19 protein-coding genes are annotated in these 18,567 nt (G+C 66.7%); 13 read left to right on the top strand and 6 right to left on the bottom strand.

Annotated elements, in window-relative coordinates:
- Positions 1–44 precede the first annotated feature (44 nt).
- From LQV39_RS05625 to LQV39_RS05595, 8 genes are all read left to right on the top strand, one after another.
- Positions 45–557, top strand: coding sequence for a hypothetical protein (locus tag LQV39_RS05625; protein WP_230021061.1), 513 nt, complete (start codon positions 45–47; stop codon positions 555–557).
- Positions 558–669: 112 nt separating this feature from the next.
- Positions 670–1,011: a hypothetical protein gene (locus LQV39_RS26480; protein WP_374199406.1), complete on the top strand. Its 342-nt coding sequence runs from the start codon at positions 670–672 to the stop codon at positions 1,009–1,011.
- A gap of 597 nt (positions 1,012–1,608) precedes the next feature.
- Positions 1,609–2,094, top strand: coding sequence for an SET domain-containing protein (locus tag LQV39_RS05620; protein WP_230021058.1), 486 nt, complete (start codon positions 1,609–1,611; stop codon positions 2,092–2,094).
- Positions 2,091–3,278: a nicotinate phosphoribosyltransferase gene (pncB, locus tag LQV39_RS05615; RefSeq protein WP_230021057.1), complete on the top strand. Its 1,188-nt coding sequence runs from the start codon at positions 2,091–2,093 to the stop codon at positions 3,276–3,278. The genes LQV39_RS05620 and pncB overlap by 4 nt, the downstream gene beginning before the upstream one ends.
- A gap of 10 nt (positions 3,279–3,288) precedes the next feature.
- Positions 3,289–4,035, top strand: coding sequence for an SDR family NAD(P)-dependent oxidoreductase (locus tag LQV39_RS05610; RefSeq protein WP_230021051.1), 747 nt, complete (start codon positions 3,289–3,291; stop codon positions 4,033–4,035).
- 151 nt (positions 4,036–4,186) lie between these two features.
- Positions 4,187–5,587 carry an FAD-binding oxidoreductase gene (locus LQV39_RS05605; RefSeq protein WP_230021049.1) on the top strand — a complete coding sequence of 467 codons (1,401 nt, stop codon included), beginning with the start codon at positions 4,187–4,189 and terminating at the stop codon, positions 5,585–5,587.
- Between the two features lie 90 nt (positions 5,588–5,677).
- The gene (locus tag LQV39_RS05600; protein WP_230021045.1) at positions 5,678–6,415 is read left to right on the top strand and encodes an AraC family transcriptional regulator; all 738 of its coding nucleotides are present in this window, start codon (positions 5,678–5,680) and stop codon (positions 6,413–6,415) included.
- Positions 6,416–6,506: 91 nt separating this feature from the next.
- Positions 6,507–7,457: a DMT family transporter gene (locus LQV39_RS05595; protein ID WP_230021042.1), complete on the top strand. Its 951-nt coding sequence runs from the start codon at positions 6,507–6,509 to the stop codon at positions 7,455–7,457.
- Here the strand turns inward: LQV39_RS05595 and LQV39_RS05590 are convergent.
- A complete protein-coding gene (locus tag LQV39_RS05590; RefSeq protein ID WP_230021040.1) occupies positions 7,450–8,343 on the bottom strand; it encodes a LysR family transcriptional regulator in 894 nt (297 codons plus the stop codon). The two genes, LQV39_RS05595 and LQV39_RS05590, sit on opposite strands and share 8 nt — an antisense overlap.
- A 100-nt stretch (positions 8,344–8,443) precedes the next feature.
- Here LQV39_RS05590 and LQV39_RS05585 point away from each other — a divergent pair, with 100 nt between their 5' ends.
- Together LQV39_RS05585 and LQV39_RS05580 are read left to right on the top strand one after the other, a co-directional pair.
- On the top strand, positions 8,444–9,052 hold the full coding sequence (locus LQV39_RS05585) for a glutathione S-transferase family protein (protein ID WP_230022227.1): 609 nt from the start codon (positions 8,444–8,446) through the stop codon (positions 9,050–9,052).
- Between the two features lie 7 nt (positions 9,053–9,059).
- Positions 9,060–9,953, top strand: a complete 894-nt coding sequence (locus tag LQV39_RS05580) for a pyridoxamine 5'-phosphate oxidase family protein (protein WP_230021038.1) — start codon at positions 9,060–9,062, stop codon at positions 9,951–9,953.
- Here the strand turns inward: LQV39_RS05580 and LQV39_RS05575 are convergent.
- Positions 9,939–10,832, bottom strand: coding sequence for an AEC family transporter (locus LQV39_RS05575; protein WP_230021034.1), 894 nt, complete (start codon positions 10,830–10,832; stop codon positions 9,939–9,941). The genes LQV39_RS05580 and LQV39_RS05575 overlap by 15 nt on opposite strands.
- Before the next feature lie 144 nt (positions 10,833–10,976).
- On the opposite strand from LQV39_RS05575, the gene LQV39_RS05570 reads away from it, so the two are divergent.
- A complete protein-coding gene (locus tag LQV39_RS05570) occupies positions 10,977–11,129 on the top strand; it encodes a hypothetical protein (protein ID WP_230021033.1) in 153 nt (50 codons plus the stop codon).
- Here LQV39_RS05570 and LQV39_RS05565 read toward each other — a convergent pair whose 3' ends face one another.
- Both LQV39_RS05565 and LQV39_RS05560 read right to left on the bottom strand, forming a co-directional pair.
- Positions 11,130–12,188, bottom strand: a complete 1,059-nt coding sequence (locus tag LQV39_RS05565; RefSeq protein WP_230021032.1) for a major royal jelly family protein — start codon at positions 12,186–12,188, stop codon at positions 11,130–11,132. It lies immediately after the preceding gene.
- A gap of 36 nt (positions 12,189–12,224) precedes the next feature.
- Complete coding sequence (locus LQV39_RS05560; protein WP_230021026.1) at positions 12,225–13,370, bottom strand: DNA topoisomerase IB; 1,146 nt, start codon at positions 13,368–13,370, stop codon at positions 12,225–12,227.
- A 175-nt stretch (positions 13,371–13,545) separates the two neighbouring features.
- Between LQV39_RS05560 and LQV39_RS05555 the strand changes: the two genes are divergently transcribed.
- Both LQV39_RS05555 and LQV39_RS05550 read left to right on the top strand, forming a co-directional pair.
- Positions 13,546–14,289 (top strand): ABC transporter substrate-binding protein, encoded by a 744-nt coding sequence (locus tag LQV39_RS05555; RefSeq protein ID WP_230021022.1) that lies wholly within the window; start codon positions 13,546–13,548, stop codon positions 14,287–14,289.
- A 164-nt stretch (positions 14,290–14,453) separates the two neighbouring features.
- Positions 14,454–15,041, top strand: coding sequence for a PEP-CTERM sorting domain-containing protein (locus tag LQV39_RS05550; RefSeq protein ID WP_230021021.1), 588 nt, complete (start codon positions 14,454–14,456; stop codon positions 15,039–15,041).
- Here the strand turns inward: LQV39_RS05550 and LQV39_RS05545 are convergent, their stop codons facing one another.
- The gene (locus LQV39_RS05545; protein WP_230021019.1) at positions 15,042–16,679 is read right to left on the bottom strand and encodes a Na+/H+ antiporter; all 1,638 of its coding nucleotides are present in this window, start codon (positions 16,677–16,679) and stop codon (positions 15,042–15,044) included.
- A 74-nt stretch (positions 16,680–16,753) separates the two neighbouring features.
- Complete coding sequence (locus LQV39_RS05540; RefSeq protein ID WP_230021018.1) at positions 16,754–18,508, bottom strand: VWA domain-containing protein; 1,755 nt, start codon at positions 18,506–18,508, stop codon at positions 16,754–16,756.
- Positions 18,509–18,567: the final 59 nt, after the last annotated feature.

The raw sequence follows: 18,567 nt of genomic DNA, 5'->3' as shown, positions 1-18,567 counted from the left end.
CCGAGTACCGCTCCACATTTCATTTCAGCTAACGGAGTTCCTGCATGCCGCTACGTCACCCGATCCGCTTGACCGCCATTTCCGCTGCATTATTGCTGTCCGATGCCGCGATTGCGCAGAGCCCACTCAGGGTCGAAAACGAGTCGCGGGACGCCGCAGCAGCTTTCGTCGGCACTGAGAACTTCATGATCGGCCGCATCGGCCGTGACTGCATGCCGGTGCTGAGTCGCATGGAGACGCCGCAGCAATTCGTTCGGGCCTGGCAGAAGCGCAATGCCAAGTACTATGTGGCCACCATCAAATATATGAAGCAGCGGCTTGACGAAGCACTGGCCGAGGGCGGTACGGCGAAACGCGATACCGTCCTCACCGCCTACGTGACAAACCTCCAGCGCAATGGCGATGCGGCGGCCAAGGATTGGCTCAGCCGCGGCGAGCAGAAGCAAGCATGTGAACGCGCAGTCGCTACAATCGAGAGCGGGGCCGCCGACATCACGCCCAAGATCCGGATGTTTGATGAACTGGAGGCGATGGCCGATTGGGCGCAGCGGCATTAGCAGACCTGCGTGGATGCGCAGCCTTTAAGAGCGGCACATGCACCGTCTGCAACCTGCCAGGAGTGGCCGTTCGGATGGATTTATCTGAAAGCGAATAAGCGAGTGGCAAGCTATGACTTCGATAATTGAGTCCCGAATTATTGCCTCACAAGAATTAATTTGGTCGCTTTCAAACGGCATGGAAAAGCCATTCTGCATCAAAGTTGCCGAACCATATCAAATCGACGCCAGCACCTGGGTTTGCTCGATTTTGTTGGATGGGTTAGAGGAGCATCCGCGAAACATCTATGGAGTCAGCTCTCTTCAAGCCTTATGCCAAGCAGTAAATCATGTTGGGGACTTCTTCGGGCATCTAATGAACAAGGGAGAGAAGTTTATTTATCCCCAAGACCGAACCGTATTTGACAAGCAGTTTCTATCGTCGATATTTAGGCTAAATATCGCTGTAGGTTGATAAAAGCGGATCCATGGATGTCACATACCTGAGGTCCGCAACGGGTCGTAATCGGACACTGCAATAGGTCTACTATCGGCCCAAAGGCGGACACAAACAACTGTAATCAAGGGATTACCAGTTATGTGCAACGGCACCAAACCTTCAGCCCAAACGCCGCAACGCCAGCAATGCGCGAACCAACGCCCCACATTGCATCCAGGTTGAGCCACGCTCACGGCAAGAACTGCAAGCCGAGATAACGATACACGGCCCAAGCGATCCCAATCGGCCAGCAGTGTCGTAAGAATATGCAAGACCGCAAGCAGCGCAGTCACAATCATCGTCTGCGCCAACACCCGCCACGTCGGCATGCATGGCGCCATGCACAGTCCAAGCATGAGGGGCACCGGCATCAACCCTGCCCAAGCGTGGTCGCCTTCAGGAAGGACCATGAGGCCAGCCTGGACGGCGGAATCCGCTCTGGAAGGCGCGGGCGGCGGCGACTGAGCAGCTTGAACAGGGCTTAGTTGCAATCGGTGATCGCGTGCGGCACAAAAGTGCTTTTCGGTCAATAATAGGCATCCTCTTCGTTCATCCATCGCCCACGCATCCGCAATGAGTTCATCCGCAAAAAATTACGAAGTCAGGAAGTCCCCGGTCCACGGCAACGGCGTGTTTGCCTTGCGCCCGATCGGCGCGGGGGAACGCATCATCGAATACCGCGGCGAACGCATCAGCTGGGACCATGCGACCGAGCGCGCAGCCGAGCGTGGCGGCCCGATCAACCACACCTTCTATTTCAGCCTGGCAGACGGAAACGTCATCGACGGCGGCCGACGCGGCAACGATGCGCGCTGGATCAACCACGCCTGCGAGCCGAACTGCGAAGCCTACGAGGAAGACGGGCGGGTCTACATCCACGCCCTGCGCGACATCGACGAGGGCGAGGAGCTCAACTACAACTACGCGCTGATCTACGACGAGCGGCACACGCCGGCGCTCAAGCGCCAGTTCGCCTGCCGCTGCGGCACGCCTGGCTGCAGCGGGACCATGCTGGCGCCGAAGCGCCGCTCGCGCGCGAAAAGCGAAAGGTCTTCATGAAACCAGTCGTCCGCAGCCTGCTCGAGACCGACCTGTACAAGTTCACGATGTGGCAGGCCTTCCTGCACATGCATCCGGGCGCCATCGGCGAATACGAATTCAAGTGCCGCAACACGCCGGCCTATCCGCTGGCCGAGCTGAAGGATGAGGTCGAGCGCGAGCTGGACCACCTGTGCGAACTGATGTTCAGCGAGGACGAGGTCGATTACCTGCGTTCGCTGCGCTTCATCAAGAGCGATTTCGCCGACTACCTGACCCTGTTCCGCTTCCAGCGCAAGTTCATCCACGTCGAGACCGACGGCCCGCACCTGCGCATCCGCGCCACCGGCCCCATCGTGCACGTGATGGGCTTCGAGATCTTCGTGCTCTACATCGTCAACGAGCTGTATTTCCGCCGTTTCGACCAGGCCGCCGCACTGGAAGAAGGACGCAGGCGCCTGGCGCAGAAGGTCGAGGAATTCCGCGCCTTCGATGCCGAGCCCAAGCGCCTGAACCCCTTCGACTTCTTCGACTTCGGCGTGCGCCGCCGCTTTTCCGGCGAATGGCACGAGGAAGTCGTGGAGACCCTGGCGCGCGAGCTGCCGCAGTTCTTCAAGGGCACTTCGAACGTCTACCTGGCCAAGAAGTTCAACCTGGTGCCGATCGGGACCATGGCCCATGAATACATGCAGGCCTTCCAGTCCTTCGACGTGCGCCTGCGCGACTTCCAGAAGAAGGCGCTCGAGGACTGGGTGCAGGAATACCGCGGCGACCTCGGCACCGCGCTCACCGACGTGGTCGGCATGGATGCCTTCCTGCGCGACTTCGACCTCTATTTCGCCAAGCTGTTCGACGGCCTGCGCCACGATTCCGGCGACCCGGTCGAGTGGGGCGAGAAGGCGATCGCCCATTACGCCAAGCTGCGCATCGACGCCCGCACCAAGCGCCTGGTGTTCTCCGATGCGCTGACGGTGCCGAAGGCGCTGAATCTGTACCGCCACTTTGCCGACCGCGTGCAGCTGGGCTTCGGCATCGGCACCAAGCTCACCAACGACACCCAGTACGAGCCGCTCAACATCGTCATGAAGCTCACGCGCTGCAACGGCCAGCCGGTGGCCAAGCTGTCCGACAGTCCGGGCAAGGGCATGGGAACCGACGAGACCTTCATCGCCTATCTGCGGCAGGTGTTCGACCAGCATATTTGAGGGAAATGCGATGAAACTCGACGGACGCAGTGCAATCGTGACCGGCGCGGCCGGCGGCATCGGCCTCGCCACCGCGCGCCGCCTGCTGCGGGAGGGCGCCAGCGTGCTGCTGGCCGACCTCGACCAGGCCAGGCTGGACGCCGCCGCTGCCCAGCTGGCGGCAGACACGGAAGCCGCGCCCGAGCGCATCGCCACCATCGTCTGCGACGTCGCCAACGAGGACCAGGTCGCCGCCGCGGCCGATGCGGCCATCGCCAAATTCGGCCACTGGGACATCGTGATCAACAACGCCGGCCTGATGATCTTCAAGGCCATCGAAGACCAGACCGTCGAGGACTGGCAGCGCATCCTCGGCGTCGACCTGCTCGGCGCCTTCCTCTTCATCAAGCAGGCCTTCCTCAAGATGAAAGGCGGCGGGGCGGTGGTCAACGTCTCCAGCGTGCACGCGGTCGAGACCGAACCCCTGGTCGCGCCTTATGCGGCGGCCAAGACGGCGCTGCTGTCGCTGACGCGCTCGGCCGCGCTGGAGGGCAAGCCCAAGGGCGTGCGCGTGAACGCCGTGCTGCCGGGCGCGGTCGACACGCCCATGCTCTGGGATAACCCCAACGTGCGCTCGGGCGCGGAAGTCATCAACAAGGCCGAGGTCGGCACCCCCGACGACATCGCCGCCGCGATCGCCTTCCTGTGTGGCGACGATGCCGCCTTCATCCTGGGCGCCGGGCTGCGCGTGGACGGCGGGCGCCTGGTGCGCTTATGAGCGCTTAAGAAAGTCCGCAGGGCAAGGCGGGGCAACGCCGCCATGTGGGCTTTATTAAGCGCTCATCGCAGACAGCGCTTGCACATCCCTCCATAGCACCTATCCTGCATAGGACGGCGCCAGCCGGCGCCCTGGCGAGTGGAGGCGAAAGATGACCAATATGAAGAACGAAGTGGTCGCTGCATTCAAGGCCACGCTGCGGGGACCGGTGCTGCAGCCGGGCGACCCCAATTACGACGATGCGCGCGCGATCTGGAACGCCATGATCGAGCGCCGTCCCGCCCTGATCGTGCGCTGCGCCGGCACCGCCGATGTGGTGGCGGCGGTGAATTTCGCGCGCGACAACGGCTTGCCGCTGGCGGTCAAGGGTGGCGGCCACAACATCGCCGGCAGTGCGCTGTGCGAAGACGGCATGGTGATCGACCTGTCAGGCATGCGCGACGTCCACGTCGACCCGCGCGCGCGCCTGGCCTGGGTCAGCGGCGGCGCGCTGCTGTCCGACGTCGACCATGAAACCCAGTCCTGTGGCCTGGCGGTCCCCCTGGGCATCAACTCCACCACCGGCGCCGCCGGCCTGACGCTTGGCGGCGGCTTCGGCTGGCTGAGCCGCATGCACGGGCTGGCGGTCGACAACCTGGTCGGCGCCGAGGTCGTCACCGCGGACGGCAAGCGTCACTGGGCCAGCGCGCAGGACGAACCGGACCTGTTCTGGGCGATCCGCGGCGGCGGCGGCAATTTTGGCGTGGTCACGCTTTTCCAGTTCGCCCTGCATCCGGTCGGACCCGAGGTCACCGCCGGGCTGGTCGTGTTCCCGGCCGCGCAGGCGCGCGAGGTGATGCGCCGCTACCGCGATTTCGTCGACGTCCTGCCGGACGACGCCAGCGTCTGGGCCGTGCTGCGCCAGGCGCCGCCGCTGCCTTTCCTGGCGCCCGAGGTGCACGGCACCGCGATCGTCGCCCTGGCCGTGTTTTCGCCCAAGGCGCCGGATGCGGTAGCGCCCTTGCTCGAGCAGATCCGCAATTTCGGCCAACCCGGCGTCCAGCCGGTGGGCGAGCACGTCGGCGCGATGCCCTACGAAGCCTGGCAGAAGGCCTTCGACCCGCTGCTGGCCCCGGGCGCGCGCAACTACTGGAAATCGCACAATTTCACGCGCCTGTCCGACGAGGCCATCGACGTCGTGCTGCGCTACGCCGGAGCGGTGCCGACGCCGCACTGCGAGATCTTCCTCGGCCTGATCGGCGGCAAGGCCAACGCGCGGGCGCCTGTGGACACCGCCTACCCGCACCGCAACGTGCAGTTCGCGATGAACGTGCACGGGCGCTGGATCGACGCCGCCGACGACGACAAGGTGGTGTCGTGGGCGCGCGAATTCTTCACGGCCGCGGCGCCGCACGCCGCCGGCAGCGTCTACATCAACTTCCTGACCCAGGACGAGGGCGCGCGCATCCACGAGGCCTACGGTCCCAACTACGCGCGCCTGGTCGGCATCAAGCAGCGCTACGATCCCGACAACCTGTTCCGCTTCAACCACAACATCCGTCCTGACGCATGACGCGTCGGACTGATGCCCGGGGCGCTGGCTTTCAAGCCGGCGCTCCGGGACCTCCCTGAGTCTCCAGAGGATCGATGCTAAACTAGCCCGATGGTTTCCACCGTCGATCTTCACCTGCGCAGCTACGGCGAATTCACCGCGCCCGACCGCCACGACTACGGCCAGCTGGTGCTGCCGCTGAACGGCGCGCTGCTGCTCGAGGTCGAAGGGCGCCAGGGCATGCTGGACCCGCTGCGCGCCGGTTTCGTCGCGCCCGGCGCCTGGCATGCCCAGCACGGCGATGCCAGCAACCGCTCGATCATCGTCGACATCGGCGCCGAGGCGCTGGCGCCCGGCGCCGGCGAGCGTTTGTTCGAGCGCCCGTTCGCGCCGCTCGGCCCGGCCTCCCGAAAACTGATCGAATTCATGGCGCTGATGAGCGACAGCGGCGCCGCGCCGCCTGCGGTGGTGCAGGGCTGGGTGCCGCTGCTGCTCGATACCCTGACGCTCGACAGCCCGCGCCCGGCCTCGAAGCTGGCCGCGCTGCTGGCCCGCATCGAGGCCGCGCCCGGCCAGCCGTGGACCACCGGATCGATGGCGCAGGCGCTGGGCAGCAGCGTCAGCCGCCTGCACGCGCTGTTCCGCGAGGAGCACGACACCACGCCGCATGCCTGGCTGCTCGGCCGCCGCCTCGACCTGGCGCGCGAGTGGCTGGCGGGCACCGCCACGCCGATCGCCGAGATCGCGCTGCGCGCCGGTTTTTCCGAGCAAAGCGCGCTGACGCGGGCGCTGCGCAAGGCCACCGGGATGACGCCGGCGGCTTACCGGCGCCAGCACCGCCCGGCATAAAGGACGCCAGGAGAACAGGTCAAATCCCCGCGAGTTGAGGTCAAGACATAGCCGGGCCGTCCCACGCATCATGGCGGCTCGGAGGAAAAGCATGCTTACACGAAATCACTGGCTCGGCATCGGCGCGAGCATCCTGGCAGGCGCCTTCTGGGGCCTGGTCTTTCTCACCCCCGAGCTGACGCGCGGCTTCTCGCCGCTGCAGCTCTCGGCCGGCCGCTATCTGGCCTATGGCCTGGTCGCGGCCGCGCTGTTGGCGCCCTCGTGGCGGCGCGTGCGGCCCATGCTGGGCTGGCGCGACTGGCGCACCCTGGGCTGGCTCAGCTTCGCCGGCAACATCATCTATTACGTGTTCCTGGCGAACGCGGTGCAGCTGGGCGGGGTGGCGATGACTTCCTTGATCATCGGCCTGCTGCCGGTGACGGTCACGCTGGCCGGGCGGCGCGATGCCGATGCCGCGCCCATGCTGCGCCTGCTGCCTTCGCTGGCGCTGGGCGTCGCCGGCCTGGTCTGCATCAGCTGGCAGTCGCTGTCGAATCCCCAGCATGGCTCGATGGCGGGTTCGCTCCTCGGCCTGCTGTGTGCGGCGGGCGCGCTGGTGTCCTGGACCCTGTACGCGGTCGGCAACAGCCGTGCGCTGACCCGGCTACATGGGGTGTCGGCGCATGACTGGAGTCTGCTGGTGGGCGTGGTCACCGGGGCGCAGGCGCTGCTGCTGGCGGTGCCGGCTTTCATGCTGAACCCGGGCCTGCACTCGTCTTCGTCCTGGTGGTATTTCGGCGGCGTGGTCACGACGGTCGCGATCCTGTGCTCGGTGGTCGGCAACGCGCTGTGGAACCACGCCAGCCGCCTGCTGCCGCTGACCATGACCGGGCAGATGATCGTCTTCGAGACCCTGTTCGCGCTGCTGTACGGTTTTATTTGGGAGCAGCGCCTGCCCACCGGGCTGGAATGGCTGGCGATGGCGTTGCTGATCGCGGGTGTGCTGAGCTGCGCGTCGGCGCACCGCGAGCGTTCGGCCGACGCCGTGGCCGTACTTACCTGAGTACGTCCAGCGCCGCGAACTGCGCCACCGCGAAATCGACGAAGGCACGCAGGCGCGGCGGCATGTGGCGGCTGCTCGGAAGCACCAGCTGGACCGGCAGCGGCTCCGGCTCGTAATCGTCCAGCACCCGTTGCAACAGGCCGGCACGCAGCAGCGGCTCGACCTGGTAGGACAGGGCGCGGGCGATGCCGAAGCCGTCGCAGGCCGCGCCCAATACCGCCTCGACATCGTTCACCCGCAGGCGCGGGCTGTAGCGCACCACGTGCTCGCGCGCGCCGGCCCTGAAACGCCATTCGGCGACGCTGCGCACCGAAGTCGACATGATCAGCTCGTGGTTCGCCAGGTCGGCCGGCTCGAGCGGCGTGCCGCGCCGCTCGAGGTAGGCGGGACTGGCCACCGTCACCCTTGCCACCTTTCCCAGCGGGCGCGCGACCACGCTCATGCTTGATACGGCGCCAATGCGCACCGCGGCGTCGATGCCTTCCTCGATCAGGTCGACGTTCCGGTCCGACAGCAGCAGCTCGACCTGCACCTCGGGCTGCGCGGCGAGGAAGCGCGTCGCCACCGGCGCGACGTGCCTGCGCCCGAACACGTTGGGCGCGGCGACGCGCAACAGGCCGCGCGGCGTGCCGGCGGCTTCCGGCAGCAGGGCGGCGTCGTAGTCGGCCAGCAGGCGGCGTGCCTGTTCGGCCAGGCGCAGGCCTGCCTCGGTCGGGGTCAGGCGGCGCGTGCTGCGCTCCAGCAGGCGGGCGCCGGCGCGCGCTTCCAGCGCACCCAGCACGCGCGTGACGGCGGCCGGCGAACGGCCCAGCTTGCGCGCGGCGGCGGCCATGCTGCCGGTGTCGAGGATGGCGACCAGGATCTGCAGTTCGTCGAATCTGTCCATTATTGCGCCAAGTGAAATGCTGAATTGCGATTATGCCGGATTTACGGGGTAGTGCAATCGGCCTAGCATGAGGGTTCCAACTACCTTCAAAGAGACCATCATGGACCAGCCCCGACGCATCCTCCACGGCACCCGCCTGTCCGGCCACACGCACCGGGTCATGCTCTTCCTGCACCTGCTGGGCCTGGCATACGAGTTTGCCGACAGCCCGGCCGCGGTGCGCGACACGCCCGCGTTCCGCCGCCTGAATCCGCTCGGGCAGATCCCGGTGCTCGAAGACGGCGAACTGGCGCTGGCGGACAGCAATGCCATCCTCGTCTATCTCGCCAAACGCTACGCGGCGGGGACCAACTGGCTTCCGGAGGACCCGGTCCAGGCGGCGCGCGTGCAGCGCTGGCTGTCGATGGCGGCCGGCGAGATCGCCTACGGCCCGGCCAGCGCCCGCATCAACGCGCGCTTCTACGACACCGGGGTGCCGGCGGCGCTGAGCCAGCGTCTTGCGGCCCGGGTGCTGGGCGCGATGGAGGGCGAGCTGGCAGCGCATCCCTGGTTGGCCGGTCTTGAACCGAGCATCGCCGATGTCGCCTGCTATGCTTACATTGCCCATGCGCCCGAAGGCGGCATCGAGCTCGCGCCTTATCCGCAGGTTCGCGCCTGGATCGCAAGGGTGCAGGCCTTGCCAAACTTCGTGCCGATGCCCGACGCGTGAGGCAGCCATGAGCGGAGAACGTATCGAGCAGCCTTTCCACGCCGGCGAACTGCAGGCCCAGCGCCTGGCCGGCACCGCACCGGCCGCCGCGCCGATCCGCGCCTTCATGCCGGAGCAGCACCGGGCCTTCTTTCCCTTGCTGCGCTTCGTCTGCGTGGCCGTGCCGGATGACGTGGGCTGGCCGCTGGCGACTCTGGTCGAGGGCGCGCCCGGCTTTGCCAGCTCGCCCGATCCGGCGCGGCTCGTGGTCGGCGCCATGCCGCCGCCCGCCGATCCGGTACGGGCGCGGTTAAGAGAAGGGGCGCCCGCAGGACTGCTCGGCATCGACCTGGCCACGCGCCGGCGCAACCGCCTGAACGGCATCGTCGCGCAAGTGAGCGAGGAGGGCTTCGCGGTCGACGTGGTCCAGTCCTTCGGTAACTGCCCGCGCTATATCCAGGTGCGCGAGTTGATACCTCTGGCGCGCGAGGCCGGCCCGGTGACCGTATTCGATGAAGCGCTGCCGGCGCGGGCGCGCGAGCTGCTGGCAAACAGCGGCACGCTGTTCGTGGCCAGCGCCAGCGGCGCCAATGCGGAAGGCGCCGCGGCGGGCCTGGACATCTCGCACCGCGGCGGCCCGCCCGGCTTCGCGCGGCTGGCGGGGAGCGTGCTGACGATCCCCGACTACAACGGCAACCGCTACTTCAACACGCTGGGGAATTTCATCGCCGAGCCGCGCGCCGCCATCGTGCTGGCGGATTTCAAGACCGGGGACATGCTGCAGCTGCAAGGTCTCGTCGAGATCGACTGGAGCGCGGCCGACCCGGACCGGCAGCCACCGGTCGAGCGGGTCTGGCGCTTCCGCATCGTGCGCGGCGTGCTGCGGGAAGGCGCCTTCGGCCTCGGCTCAGAGCTGGCGTAGCGCCCACAGCCAGGCCGGCATGGTCGCCGCGCACAGGAGGCTGGACAGCAGGATCGCCGAGTTCACGCGCTGCGCGCCCTGGCCGCCCGGCTTGACCACGAAGGCGGCGTTGATGCCGACCGGGCAGGAGGCCAGCACGACCAGCACCATCGCCGCCGCCATCGGCAGATCGAACACGAACACGGACAAGACCGTCACGCCCAGCGGCAGCAGGACCAGCTTGGCCAGCACGATGGCGAAGGTAGCGCTCCAGCGGCCGGGCTTGAGCGCTGCCACCGAGGCGCCCAGCGACAGCAGCGCGCAGGGCAGGGCCGCGCCGCCCAGCATGTCGAGCGCGCGCAGCAGCGGCGCCGGCAGCCCGATCCGGGCCAGGTTCAGCGCAAGGCCCAGCAGCAGTGCGGCGACGATGGGATTCCTGAGGGTGTTCAGCACCGGCTTGAGCCAGCCCTGCGGCGCCGCCTCCTCGTTCAGGTGGTAGAGCGTGAAGCAGAACAGGCTGTGGAAGGCGATCACGGGATAGGCGAACTGCAGGCTGTCGTCGCCCAGCACCTGCACCAGCACGGGCACGCCGACGAACACGGTGTTCGAATAGGTGGCCGCCAGGGCCGTGGCCGCGCCGTCGCCGCCGCGTTTCGCCATCCAGCGCGCCGCCAGGAACAGCAGGCCCAGCGGCAGGTAGAAGGCGCACAGGACTTTCCAGGACAGCGAAGGCGGAATGCCGGTGCGCCAGGCGCTGGTGAACAGCAGGCAGGGCACCAGGAATCTGGCGGTCAGTTCGGTGACGCCGGCGTGCCAGGACGCGCGCAGCCAGGGCAGGCGAACGAGCAGGGCGCCGAGGCCGGCGAGCAGGAAGACCGGCAGCAGTTGGGTAAAGAACATCGGCGCAGGGAAAGTCGGGCTTACCGTATTCTAAACGATGTGTTGCTTTCGGGACACACGTTACATTTCGCGTATTTCTTTCTGTATGTACCTTGGTATGCTAGAAGACTAGCTGCACAGAAATATAGAAACAGGAAAACGATAATGAGACACTCCCTGCCTTCCACCCGCTTCCGCCGCCTGCGCGTGCTGTCCCTGCTGGCCGCCGTCGTGGCGCTTGCCAGCATTAGCCTGGCGCATGCCGCCACGCCGGCGCATGACGGCCAGGCCGTCGCGCCGGTCGTCAGCAGCCGCTGATCAGCCTTCGCGCTTCAAACGCCACAACTGCGTCGGCAGCGCTGCCGGTGCGTCCGGCTTGAAGAAAGCCGAGTCCTGGATGTGCGAGGTCGTCACGTAGATCGTGCCGTCCGGCCCCTGTGAAAAGGTGTCCGGCCAGCGCAGGCGCTCGTCCTGCACCACGGTCTGGATGGCGGCCTGCGGTCCTTCGGCCAGATTGCGCAGCTTGATCGCGTTGTCCTGCACCGAAGTCAGGTACATGTCCTCGGTGCCGCGCGCGATCAGCAGGCCGTCATTGACGCCGTTGGTGCCGTAGTGCTCGACCTGGCCCGACACGTCTTCGCCTTTCAGGCCGGCGCCCGTGAGCGCATCCGCAGGGATGCGGTACAGCTGATCGCCCTTGATCGCCTGCCAGTACAGGTATTTGCCGTCGGATGACAGCTCGATGCCGTCGGCCGAGAACTCGACGCCGCGGCCGTCCGGGCGGCGCAATTCCTTGCCATCCGCCTTGACGTTCAAGCCCTTCTTCATCTGCGTGGACGGGTGGCCGTCCAGCACGCGCGCCGTCTTGCCGGCCGCGATATCGACCACCAGCAGCGCGCCCTTGACGCCGGAATCGGTGATGAAAGCGTATTTGCCGTCGTTCGAGAAGCGCACGTCGTTCAGGTAGGAGCCCTGCGGCGCGGCGTTTTCGTCGAAGGCGATGACCTGGGCGACCTTGTCGCTGGCGAGGTCGATGCGCACCAGCTTCGGTCCCTTGTCCACCATGTGCGACTGGGCCGGCGCGGCCGGGTCCAGCACCCACAGGCTGCCGCGCTGGTCGGCCACCACGCTCTGCACGCAGACCCAATGGTCGTTCGGCGTGATCTCATCCTTCTTGGCGTTGCGCCAGGCGTTCCATTCTTCGTCAGGGTAGGGCACCACTTCGCCGTCCTTCAGTTCCGCCACCGAGACCGCCGTGTCCTCGGTCCAGCGCGGGAAGTTGACGAAGATGCGATTGGTTTCCGAGACCGAGACGCCGGTCACCTGGTGGCCGAAATCCGCGACCAGTTCAATTGTTGCCGTCGTGCTTGCTGTCATGCTGGGTCCTTTCCTGTTGCGTTGGACGTAAAGGGGTCAGGCAGCCCGGCGGCTGCGCTGCACTTTCTTGGGTTCGGGGACGTCGCGGGCGAGGCGCTGCTGCAGCATGGCCAGCACTGCCGCTTCCTCAGGCTGCAGGTCCTGCAGGTCTTCGGCCAGCTTTTCCTCGGCGCGCGCCAGCAGGCCCTCGACCATGGTGCCGTCCATGTAGGAGTCCAGCACCGCCGGGTGGACGTAGCACTTGCGGCACACCGAGGGCGTGTTGCCGAGCTTTTCGGCCACGGTCTCGATGGCGCGCACGACGTTTTTCTTGGCCTGGGCCTCGGAATCGAACTTCTCGAATTCCTGCAGCGCGATCGCGGCCAGTACCGTGCCCGACCAGGTGCGGAAATCCTTGGCGGTATAGTCCTCGCCGGAGATCTCGCGCAGGTAGTCGTTGACGTCGGCGGAGTTGACCGTGTGCGGCTGCTTCTCGTCGTCGAGATATTCGAACAGGTCCTGGCCCGGCAGGTCGCGCGAGCGCTGGATGATGCGCGCCAGCCGCCGGTCGTTGACCTTGACGTCGTGCCAGACGCCGCTCTTGCCGCGGAAGCGGAACTCGACCTCGCTGCCGTCGATCTTGACGTGGCGGTTGCGCAAGGTCGTCAGGCCGTAGGACTTGTTTTCGCGGGCGTATTCGTCGTTCCCGATCCGCATCATGGTCGCCTCGAGCAGGTAGACGATGGTCGCCAGCACCTTCTCGCGCGGCAGGCCGGGCAGGCTGAGGGCGCGGTCGACTTCCTTGCGGATCTGCGGCAGGGCCTTGCCGAACTTGATCATGCGCTCGTACTTCACCTCGTCGCGCACCTCGCGCCATTTCGGGTGGTAGCGGTACTGCTTGCGCCCGCGCGCATCGCGCCCGGTGGCCTGCAGGTGCCCATTCGCCTGCGGGCAGATCCAGACGTCAAGCCAGGCGGGCGGAATGGCCAGCGACTTGATGCGCTTCAGGGTCGCTTCATCGTCGACGGTTTCGCCGCGCGCGTCGATATAGCGAAAGCCATCCTTCTCGGGCTCGCGGCGGATGCCGGGGCGGTCGTCGAGGACGTAGCGCAGGCCGGCCGCTTTCGCAGCGGTGGGCGGGTCGCTGTTCGGTATCGCGTCGGCGTCCGCGGCGCGTTCTTCGGGGTCGATGTCGCTCTTCATGCTGCTCCCGTTCGTGGTGCAGGCGGGCGTAGGGTGGGCACCCCTGTGCCCACCAGAGGAGAGCAAAGTCTACGCTGCTCCCGAATCCGCCCACCGTACGGGAGCGCACTTTCGCCGCGCCATCGGCGCCGCATGTGCGTTACGATTGCCCGTGTAGAAATGACAAGGGGCCGTTTTGATCAGCCGACGGAAGGTATTGACACTGGCGCTGGGCGCGGCCAGCGGCGGCAGCGCGCGCGCAGCGCACGGCAGGCCGGCGCCGCTGCACATCGTGACCGCACACCTGCCGCCGCTCGTGATGGCGCCCGGCGGCAAGCAGGCGGGCGCCCTGCGCGAGCTCGTCGACGCCCTGTGCCGCCGCCTCGACCTGGCGCCGGAGCTTGCTTTCGTGCCCTGGCGGCGCGCACTCTACCTGGCCACGAGCATGCCGCACACCGCGATTTTCCCGCTGACCCGGCTGGCGGAACGGGAAGCCCAGTTCCGCTGGCTGGCGCCGCTTTACGAGGAAAACTATATCTTCATGGCCCAGCAGGGCAGTGCCTTCGACGTGCAGCACCCGCAGAAAATGACCGGCAAGCGCATTGCCCTGCTGCGCGGCGCGGCCCAGTCCGCCATTCTGCGCGAACTGGGTTTTCGGCACCTGGTGGAGGCCTCGTCCATCGACGAAGTCCACCGCTTCCTGTTGGCAGGCATGGCCGACGCAGTCTTTGGCGAGCGCGCCATTATCCACAGTTCGCTGCTCATGCGCGGCGAGGAAAAGAACTTCCGGCTCGGACCGCCCGTGCGTTCGACCAGTGCGTGGCTGGCAGGTTCGCTCGATTTCACCGAGGCCGAGGTAAGGCGCTATGGCACCGCAATGGCGGAACTGGTAGCGGATGGCACGCAGAAAAGAATTTTCAGACAGTACGGACTCGCCTGAAATGTCGGCGTCCATGGCAGTCCTGGCTGTCGACCATCTTTACACTTGCAGCTGAGCTTTCCCAGTCGGCTGAGCCAAGCGCTTGATTTTACAGAAAATTTCCTCGTGGGCACGATTGTTGCATACATCCAATTTATATTGCATTAATCTAATTGGAGTATCTCATGTCGAAAACTGCCCTCATCGCGCTGCTGATCGCCGCGTCCACCTTTGCCGGTTCCGCCCAGGCCGGCTTGATCGGCGTGAAATCCGTCGTGATCACCAATGCCAGGAGCGACTATCTGCAGGTCGCCGAATTCCAGGCTTTCGAAACCGGCACCGGCAAGAACGTCGCGCTGGCCAGCGCAGGCGCGACGGCCAGTACCACCTCCGGCTGGTGGGACGGCAATTCCACGCCCGGCAAGGCAATCGACGGCGCCTATTCCGACCTCAGCTTTCCGAACATGTACCACAACGCCAATTGGACGACCGGCAACCTGACCATTACCCTGAACGGAACGCATGAGCTGGATAGCTTCTCGATCTACGGCCGTTCCGACTGCTGCAGCACCCGCGACGTTTACAACCTGTCCTTCTACGGCGCCAGCGGCGATCTGCTGTACACCGCGCCGTCCGCCAATGCGGCCAACAACAGCCATATGGTGAACGTGTTGCTGCCGAATACCGATGTGCCGGAGCCGGCCTCGGTCGCCCTGATGGGCCTGGGCCTGGCAGGCCTGGCGGCGCGCCGCAAGCGACAGGCGCGCGGCTGATCAGGACTCGCGGTAGCGCGCTTCGACCAGGTCGATCTCGCGCAGCAGCTTGCGCGCCACCTCATCCGAAATCTCGCGCCGCCGCCCCAGCCGCAAAATCGTATCGCGCTCGGCCCGCAGCGCAATCAGGCGGTATTCCCGCTCGGCCTGGCGCGCCGCCTGGACGTCGGGACCGGCGGCTTCGCCCAGCTGGATATTGCGCAGCCGGTTGCGGTACAGGCCGGCCACCGTGCCCCAGGCATGCGCATGCAGCTCGGCGTCCGGATCGCCCGCATGCGAGCGGCCTGCGCGTTCCACGGCCTCGACCGCCGCCGTCACCGATGCATGCCGCGCCCGGTCCTCTTCCTGCTCGGCCTCGGCCTCGGGCGGTACTTCCAGCCCGCGCAGCAGGCGCGGCAGGGCCACGCTGGCGAGCAGCAGGGAGACCACGATCACCGCGCTGGCCAGCAGGATCGCCAGCTGGCGGCCGGGGAAGGGCGAGCCGTCTTCCAGCGCCAGCGGCAGGGTCATCACGCCGGCCATGGTCAGCGCGCCGCGCACGCCGGCAAAGGAAGTGGCCAGGATCAGCCGCATGCGCGGCTTGAACACCTGCTGGCCGAGGCGGCGCCGGTTCAGGATGGTCAGGCGCAGTGACACCCAGACCCAGACGAAGCGCAGCACCACCAGGCCCAGGCTGAGCGCCAGCGCATTCCCCGCCAGCCACCAGGGGTCGAGGGGCGCGCCGCCGCCCGGCGGATGCAGGGCCTCGCGCGCGATGTCCGGCAGCTGTTCGCCCAGCAGCACGAACATCACGCCGTTCAGTGAAAATTGCAGGGTGTCCCAGATGACGTTGCGGCGGATGCGGGTCGAGGGCGAGGCCGAGCCGCTCAGCTCCACATAGCTCATCGCGATGCCGGCCGCCACCGCCGCCAGGATGCCCGAGGCGCCGATGTGCTCGGCCGCCAGGTAGGCGCCGAAGGGCGTCAGCAGGTTGATCAGGATCGGCATGCCGTCGTCCTCGCCAAAGCGCCGCAGCAGGGCGCCGTGGGCACGGCTCACGGCCCAGGTAACGAGCACGCCGGCGGCGATGCCGGCCAGCGCCACCCATAGGAAGGTCAGGCCGGCCCTGGTGGGCGAAAAGCTGCCGGTGACGGCGGCCGCCACGGCGAAGCGGAAGCACACCAGGCCGCTGGCGTCGTTGAGCAGGGATTCGCCTTCGATGATGTGCATCAGGCGCGGCGGCACCGGGATCCGGCTGGTGATGGCGGACACCGCCACCGGGTCGGTGGGCGCGACGATGGCCGCCAGCGCGAAGGCGACCGGCAGCGGCATCGAGGGAATCAACCAGTGCACCAGGTAGCCGGCGCCGATGACGGTGAACAGCACCAGGCCGAGGGCCAGCTCGATGATGGTGCCCTTGTCGCGGAACAGGCCGACCTTGGGGATGCGCCAGCCGTCCAGGAACAGCAGCGGCGGCAGGAACAGCAGGAAGAAGATGTCCGGTTCCAGCGTGACCCCATGGCGGAACACGCCCGAGATCACGGCGCCCAGCGCGATCTGGATCAGCGGCAGCGGCACGCCGAAGGGCAGTATCCGTCCCACCCAGCCGCTGGCGACCACCGCCAGCAGCATGGCCAGGACGACTTCGACCGATTCCATCCCCGTACCTCCTTATCAAAACCCGATGATAAGGGATGAAACGGAAGAGCGTGGCCCGCTAGCCCGTGGCGGTCTCAGGGCTGGCCCGCGGTCCCGGTCTGGCCCAGGGTCTCGGCCATGCGCACCAGCTTCACGAACTCGGCGCGGTAGCCTTCCGGATCGTCGCTGCGCGCCGTGTTGGCCAACTCGGCGATGCGGTCGTAGCCGTAATCCGCCAGCTGCGGCTCGCCGCGCAGGCGCTGGCCGAAGGCGGCCACGGCGATGGCGAAGCGCTGGTCGGCTGGCGCCGCATCCAGGCTCCTGCGGGCCGCCGCCGCATGCACCGGGTGCGCGATCTCGCGGCTGGTCGATTTGCCCGGCAGCTTGTAGCGCAGCTTCACGAAGCACAGCTCGTCGCCATGCTTGCCGCTGGCTTTCGCCTTCTCCTTCTTGCCGTAGCGGAGAGAATCGGCCAGCTTACCGGCATCAGCGGCCGGCGTGATCTCGTAGATCGCGGTGACGGTGTGACCGGCACCCATGTCGCCGGCGTCGACCTTGTCGTCCTTGAAATCCTGGCGCTGCAGCATGCGGGTTTCGTAGCCGACCAGGCGGTAGGCCGCCACTTGCTCGGGATTGAATTCGACCTGGATCTTGACGTCGTTTGCGATCGGGAACATGGTCGAGCCCAGCTCCTCGCCCAGCGCCTTGCGCGCTTCCAGCAGCGAGTCGATGTAGGCGGCATTGCCGTTGCCCGACTGGGCCAGGCGCTGCATCAGGGCGTCGTTCAGGTTGCCGGTGCCGACACCGAAGATCGACAGGTAGACGCCGCTCTTGCGCTTGTCCACGATGAAGCGTTCGAGCTGCTTCGGGTCGGTCATGCCGAGGTTGAAATCGCCGTCGGTGGCCAGGATCACACGGTTCACCGCTTTCGCATCGAAGTGGCGCTCGGCCATTTCATAGGCGCGCTGCAGGCCGGCGCCGCCCGCGGTGCCGCCGCCGCCGCGCAGCGAGTCGATCGCATCGAGGATCCTGCCCTTGTCCTTGCCCTGGGTCGGTTCCAGCACCACACGGGTGCCGTCCGCATAGCTGACGATGGCGACGGTGTCTTCGTCGCGCAGCTGCTGGGCGAACAGGCGGAAGCCCTGTTTCAGCAGGGGCAGGCGGTCGGGCGGCATCATCGAGCCTGAAACGTCGACCAGCAGCACCACGTTGGCGCGCGGCCGCGCCGCGGTCTTGCTCATTACAGTCTTATTATCGTAACCGCGTATGGCGATATGGACCAATTGGGTGCCGGCCTTCCACGGATTCGGCAGCACCTCGGTGCTCACCGAGAACGGCTCCGAAGCGCTGCGCGGGCCGGCGTAGTGGTAGGGGAAGTAATTCACCATCTCTTCGACGCGCACCGCATCCGGTGCCGGCAGGCGGCCGTCGGACAGGGCGCGGCGCACGAAGGCATAGGAGGCGGTGTCGACGTCGGCGCTGAAGGTGGAGACCGGCTGCTCGCTCACCAGCACCGTCTTGTTGGCTTCCTTGTCCGGGAACTTGTCCGCACCCTGGGGCACGACGATGGCGATGCCTGGCGGGATATAGGGCGGTGGCGGGGCGTACATCATCGGCGCCGGGGCGGTGCGGCGGTAGGCCTGCGCAATGGAGGAACCGGTCACCGTCACCGAGGACGGCGCTGCCGGCGCGGGCGGCGCCACCATGACCGGCGCCCGCGGCGAGCTCGCATCGGCGACCACGTTCTTCTCGACCGTGATCTCCTGCTGGGGCGGATTGGAGGTGCTGCAGGCGGCCAGCACCAGGGCGAGGAGCGGTAAGGCGCCGGCGGCGGCGGTTGCGGGTTTCATCGGAGGCCTCGTAGAAGTTATTGTGCCGCTAACTTGCTACAAAGCCATCGAACTGGCAA

This window comes from Massilia sp. Bi118 (genome assembly GCF_918697865.1).
Taxonomy (GTDB): domain Bacteria; phylum Pseudomonadota; class Gammaproteobacteria; order Burkholderiales; family Burkholderiaceae_D; genus Telluria.
This window is presented reverse-complemented; position numbering and strand designations above follow the sequence as displayed.

Excerpts from the sequence above, each read along its gene's own strand:
- LQV39_RS05625 (WP_230021061.1), top strand. The coding sequence starts at position 45 with ATGCCGCTACGTCACCCGATCCGCTTGACCGCCATTTCCGCTGCATTA.
- LQV39_RS26480 (WP_374199406.1), top strand. The coding sequence starts at position 670 with ATGACTTCGATAATTGAGTCCCGAATTATTGCCTCACAAGAATTAATT.
- LQV39_RS05620 (WP_230021058.1), top strand. The coding sequence starts at position 1,609 with ATGAGTTCATCCGCAAAAAATTACGAAGTCAGGAAGTCCCCGGTCCAC.
- pncB (WP_230021057.1), top strand. The coding sequence starts at position 2,091 with ATGAAACCAGTCGTCCGCAGCCTGCTCGAGACCGACCTGTACAAGTTC.
- LQV39_RS05610 (WP_230021051.1), top strand. The coding sequence starts at position 3,289 with ATGAAACTCGACGGACGCAGTGCAATCGTGACCGGCGCGGCCGGCGGC.
- LQV39_RS05605 (WP_230021049.1), top strand. The coding sequence starts at position 4,187 with ATGACCAATATGAAGAACGAAGTGGTCGCTGCATTCAAGGCCACGCTG.
- LQV39_RS05600 (WP_230021045.1), top strand. The coding sequence starts at position 5,678 with ATGGTTTCCACCGTCGATCTTCACCTGCGCAGCTACGGCGAATTCACC.
- LQV39_RS05595 (WP_230021042.1), top strand. The coding sequence starts at position 6,507 with ATGCTTACACGAAATCACTGGCTCGGCATCGGCGCGAGCATCCTGGCA.
- LQV39_RS05590 (WP_230021040.1), bottom strand. The coding sequence starts at position 8,343 with ATGGACAGATTCGACGAACTGCAGATCCTGGTCGCCATCCTCGACACC.
- LQV39_RS05585 (WP_230022227.1), top strand. The coding sequence starts at position 8,444 with ATGGACCAGCCCCGACGCATCCTCCACGGCACCCGCCTGTCCGGCCAC.
- LQV39_RS05580 (WP_230021038.1), top strand. The coding sequence starts at position 9,060 with ATGAGCGGAGAACGTATCGAGCAGCCTTTCCACGCCGGCGAACTGCAG.
- LQV39_RS05575 (WP_230021034.1), bottom strand. The coding sequence starts at position 10,832 with ATGTTCTTTACCCAACTGCTGCCGGTCTTCCTGCTCGCCGGCCTCGGC.
- LQV39_RS05570 (WP_230021033.1), top strand. The coding sequence starts at position 10,977 with ATGAGACACTCCCTGCCTTCCACCCGCTTCCGCCGCCTGCGCGTGCTG.
- LQV39_RS05565 (WP_230021032.1), bottom strand. The coding sequence starts at position 12,188 with ATGACAGCAAGCACGACGGCAACAATTGAACTGGTCGCGGATTTCGGC.
- LQV39_RS05560 (WP_230021026.1), bottom strand. The coding sequence starts at position 13,370 with ATGAAGAGCGACATCGACCCCGAAGAACGCGCCGCGGACGCCGACGCG.
- LQV39_RS05550 (WP_230021021.1), top strand. The coding sequence starts at position 14,454 with ATGTCGAAAACTGCCCTCATCGCGCTGCTGATCGCCGCGTCCACCTTT.
- LQV39_RS05545 (WP_230021019.1), bottom strand. The coding sequence starts at position 16,679 with ATGGAATCGGTCGAAGTCGTCCTGGCCATGCTGCTGGCGGTGGTCGCC.
- LQV39_RS05540 (WP_230021018.1), bottom strand. The coding sequence starts at position 18,508 with ATGAAACCCGCAACCGCCGCCGCCGGCGCCTTACCGCTCCTCGCCCTG.